Below are 4,379 nucleotides of genomic sequence, written 5' to 3'. Positions count from 1 at the left end.
GGGGATGTCGGTGCCGGCGCCGATGCGGGTCAGGGTTGCGGCGAGGGCGGCGTGGATGACCATGAACAGGCTGGCGTGGTGGGTGCGGGCCAGGTGGTTGAGGCCGTGGTGGGTGGCGGGGTCGATGGTGAAGCTCACGGTCCGGCCGCGGTGGGAGGCGACCGGGGGCCGGGGCCGGTCGGCGGGCAGGGGGAGTTGTTCGGGCAGGCCGGTCAGGGTGGTGGTCCAGTAGGCCAGCTGGCGGGCCTGCAGGCTGTCCGGGTCGTCGGGGTCGCCCAGCACCTCGTGCTGCCACAGGGTGTAGTCGGCGTACTGGACCGGCAGCGGCTCCCAGGCGGGGGCCTGCCCCTGACGCCGGGCGGCATACGCCGTCGCCAGGTCGGAGGCCAGCGGGCGCAGCGACCACCCGTCCCCGGCGATGTGATGCACCACCACCACCAGCACATACTCGGCGGGCGACACGACGAACAACGACGCGCGGATCGGCAGGTCGACCGCCAGATCGAAGGTGCGGCGGACCGCCTCACCGACCAGCCCGCTCACCTCATCCGGGGCCGCCTCAACCGTCACCGGCTCAACATGAGCCTGGTCAAGGATGTGCTGGTGGGGGATGCCGTCGATGTCGGGGAAGACGGTGCGCAGGCTCTCGTGCCGGCCCACCACGTCGTTCAACGCCGCCGCCAACGCCCGACGGTCGAGGTCACCGGTCAGGCGCAGGACCAGCGGAAGGTTGTAAGTCGCACTCGGCCCCTCCAGATGGTGCAGGAACCACAGGCGGCGCTGCGCGAACGACAACGGAATCATCAGTCCCCCATTTCATCGGCTGATTACATGAACTGCGTGGCTCGGCGTTCGGAAGACGCATGTTCCGTACGCCGAGCCGATCTCATCGCGGAAATCAGCCGCACTGTCCCACCTGTTCGGTGTGGAGCGAATGCGGCGGAAAGATTCAGAACAGATCCGTGACGAGGGCAATAATGACTTTGAATATTCCTTCGAACCTCAGGCGCTCATCCTGGCGAGTACGGCGTCGCCGAGTTGCGTGCCCGGCACGCCCAGATCCATGGGAAGGTCGAAATGGTTCCGGTCGCGTGCGACGAACGCGGTCAGAGCCGTCGCCCGTGGATATGCGGCAGCCACGAACTCGTGATGCTGCCGGGTGAACGCTGTCGTTTCGTTGTCGCCGATCGCGATGACCAGCGGTGGCAGCCGATCCGGCAGGAGGGTGATCGGGCTGTTGCGCACTGCCGCCGCGGCGTCGAGTCCGAGTGCGTCGTTGACGTAGGTCCCCCGAAGGGGATCGAGGTCGTAGACGCCGCTGAGTAGCGTCGCGCTGGCGAACACGTCCGCCGGATGCCTACCGGAAGGCAGCCAGTCGTCCGACAGCGCCATCGCCACCAGATGGGCGCCGGCGGAACTCCCGCTGAGATGGATCGAACCAGGACGTCCTGGAAGTTCGGGAGCCGTCCGCACCAGCCACCACAGACCTTCCCGGACCATGGTGACGATCTCGTCAAGCGAGTACAGCGGAGCGAGGCCGTAGCCGAGTGCGGCGAATCCCGCCCCGCTTTCCAGGAAGCCGGGCGCGGCGAACGACGACTCGTTTTTGCTCAACTCCTGCCAGTACCCGCCATGAATGTAAACCTGCAGGGGGCCTCCCCCGCACGGGGGCGGAAAGTAGTCGAGCAGTTGCTCCGGGCGCGGACCGTATCTGAGGCAGTGATGAGGAACAGCCCCGGCACGAGCCGCCGCGCTCCGCCGCGCGTACTCGTCGAGATACACCCTGATGTCAGGGACGCACGAGCTGGGAGAGTATTCGCGGTCGAGTTCGGCGCGGTCTGCCGACCGCGCCGACGCCGCCTCTCCGGCCCGCGGACCAGACATGTCAAGAGGCTGGGACACCGTACGTCATCCTCAGAACTCTGCGGCGGACACCTCGTCCGCGGCGACGGCGTCGCGCAGGCTCTTCGGCCGCATGTCCGTCCAGTTCTCCTCTATGTACTCCAGGCACTTGCCGCGCTCATTGGCGCCGAACACCACCTCCCAGCCGGCGGGAATCCGGCTGAACGTCGGCCACAGCGAATACTGCTCCTCGTCGTTCACCAGCACGTAGAACTGGGCCTCGTCGTCGTCGAAGGGGTTGGTCTTCACGTTCTTCTCCTTGGTGACGTGGAATGGATGGGGATTTCTGAGAAGGAATCGGTGAGAGGGGACGAGATCACCGGCTACCCGCGTCGCATCCTGCGCAAAGCGGGCCGTACGGGAGTGTCGGTTGTGGTCAGCGCACGGGACAGCCCACCCGGTGTGGGGGTCTCGAAGATGACCCGCACCGGGACCTCGGCGTCCAGTACGGCGCGGATGCGGCTGGTCAGTCGTGTGGCGAGCAGGGAGTGGCCGCCCAGGTCGAAGAAGTCGTCGTCCATGCCGACCCGCTCCACCCCGAGGACTTCGGCGAACAGGCCGCACAGGATCTCCTCCCGCGCGGTGCTGGGGGCGCGGTACACCGCAGTAGTGGCGAGATGCGGTTCGGGCAGCGCCGCGCGGTCCAGCTTGCCGTTCACCGTCAGCGGCAGCTGCTCCAGCACCACCACCGCCGACGGCACCATGTAGTCCGGCAGCACCGCCCGCAGATGCTCGCGCACCTCCTCCACCAGATCCCCGCCCCCGCCCGCGTGGACCGGCGTGATGTAGGCGACCAGGCGCTTGTCTCCGGGGCGGTCCTCCCGGACCACCGTGGCCGCCTGGGCCACCCCGGGGTGTGCCGCCACCGCGGCCTCGACCTCACCGGGTTCGATCCGGAACCCCCGGATCTTCACCTGGTGGTCGGCGCGTCCGAGGAAATCGAGCTGCCCGTCGGCACGCCAGCGCACCACGTCACCGGTCCGGTACATCCGCGACCCGGCGGGGTCGAAAGGACTGGCCACGAACCGCGACGCGGTCAACCCGCGCCGGCCCAGATAGCCCCGAGCCAGTGATCGCCCGGCGACGTACAGCTCTCCGGGCACCCCCACCGGCACCGGCCGCAGCGAATCGTCGAGGACATACGTCCGGCAGTTGTCCACAGGACGGCCGATCGGGGGGTGTGCGCTTTCCTCTTCATCACCGGATCCGATCGTCAAGGTCGCCGCGGTGACCACATGAGTCTCCGCCGGGCCGTAGTGGTTGTGCACTCGCCGGCCCGGACGGCGTGCCAGGAACTCGCGCAGCCGCCCCTCGATCACCAGTGCCTCGCCGGCCTGCGCGACGTCGACCAGATCCGGCAGGCTCATGCCCTGGTCCTGGGCCGCATCGGCCAGCGCTTCGAGAACGGGGGCGGGGGCGAACAACTCGTTCACCCGATGACGGTCCAGCCAGGAGACGAACTGGGCCGTGTTGAGCCGCGTCTCGGCATCGGGTACGGCGAGGGTCTTGCCGGACAGCAGCGCCGACAGGATCTCCTGAGCCGCCACATCGAAGCTGATCGTGGTGAACTGCGCCACCGTGCTTCCACGGTCTCCGGGCAGGGTACGTCGGTGCCAGGCCAGCAGGTTGACCAGCGCGTCAGCCGGCATGACGAGCCCCTTGGGCACGCCGGTGGAGCCGGAGGTGTAGATGACGTAGACGGGATGCTCTGGCCGCAGAGGACTGACCCGGTCGCCGTCTGTGAGATCGTGATCGCTGAGACCTGCCAGCCGTGCCGTGGTCTTCTCTTCGTCCAGAATGAGCCGGGACATGCCCTGCGGCGGCAGGACAGGGGTTTCTGTTGTGACGATCGCCGACACCGGACAGGCGTCCTCCACCATCAGACGGATGCGCTCGGCGGGATAGTCGGGATCGACCGGCAGATAGGCCGCCCCGGTCTTGAGCACCGCCAGCAAGGCGACGATCAGATGCTCGGAGCGGGGCAACGCCAGCGCGACGGTCCGTTCGGGACCCGCTCCGTGCTCCACCAGCAATCGAGCAAGCCGATTGGCGCGTGCGTTCAGCTCCGCGTAAGTGAGCATGCGCTCCCCGAACACCACCGCCGTCGCATCGGGCGTACGTGCCACCTGAGCCTGGAACAGCTCCGGTAACGTCGCCGGCGGGTACTCCCGTGCGGTCGCGTTCCAGTCCTCCAGCACGCGCTGCCGCTCGACCGCATCCAGGACATCGATCTCACCCAGCCGCATGTCGGGGTCGGCCGCCACGGCCGCCAGCACCCGCTGTAACCGGCGTACGAGGGCCTCGATCGTGCCGGAGTCGAACAGGTCCGTGGCGTATTCGACGAATCCGTCAAGCCCGTCGCCGCCCGGCGAGCTTTCCCAGAGGTAGATCGACAGGTCGAATTTGGAGGTGTTGGTGGTGGTGTCGTGGGGGGTGGCGGGCAGGTCGTGGAGGTGGAGGTGGGGCAGGGGGGTGTT

4 protein-coding genes are annotated in these 4,379 nt (G+C 68.0%); all 4 read right to left on the bottom strand.

Features of this window, described 5'->3' with window-relative positions:
* Nucleotides 1-804, bottom strand: an 804-nt coding sequence (locus AB0J39_RS38365) for a condensation domain-containing protein (protein WP_363473959.1), incomplete at its 3' end; no start/stop codon positions are given.
* A gap of 198 nt (nt 805-1,002) precedes the next feature.
* The gene (locus AB0J39_RS38360; RefSeq protein WP_363473957.1) at nt 1,003-1,884 is read right to left on the bottom strand and encodes an alpha/beta hydrolase; all 882 of its coding nucleotides are present in this window, start codon (nt 1,882-1,884) and stop codon (nt 1,003-1,005) included.
* Between the two features lie 30 nt (nt 1,885-1,914).
* Nucleotides 1,915-2,151, bottom strand: coding sequence for an MbtH family protein (locus AB0J39_RS38355; protein ID WP_363473955.1), 237 nt, complete (start codon nt 2,149-2,151; stop codon nt 1,915-1,917).
* A gap of 74 nt (nt 2,152-2,225) precedes the next feature.
* Nucleotides 2,226-4,379 (bottom strand): amino acid adenylation domain-containing protein (locus AB0J39_RS38350; protein WP_363473953.1); only part of this gene is annotated, 2,154 nt, incomplete at its 5' end.

It is taken from the genome of Microbispora sp. NPDC049633 (assembly GCF_040675265.1).
Classification (GTDB): domain Bacteria; phylum Actinomycetota; class Actinomycetes; order Streptosporangiales; family Streptosporangiaceae; genus Microbispora; species Microbispora maris.
This window is presented reverse-complemented; position numbering and strand designations above follow the sequence as displayed.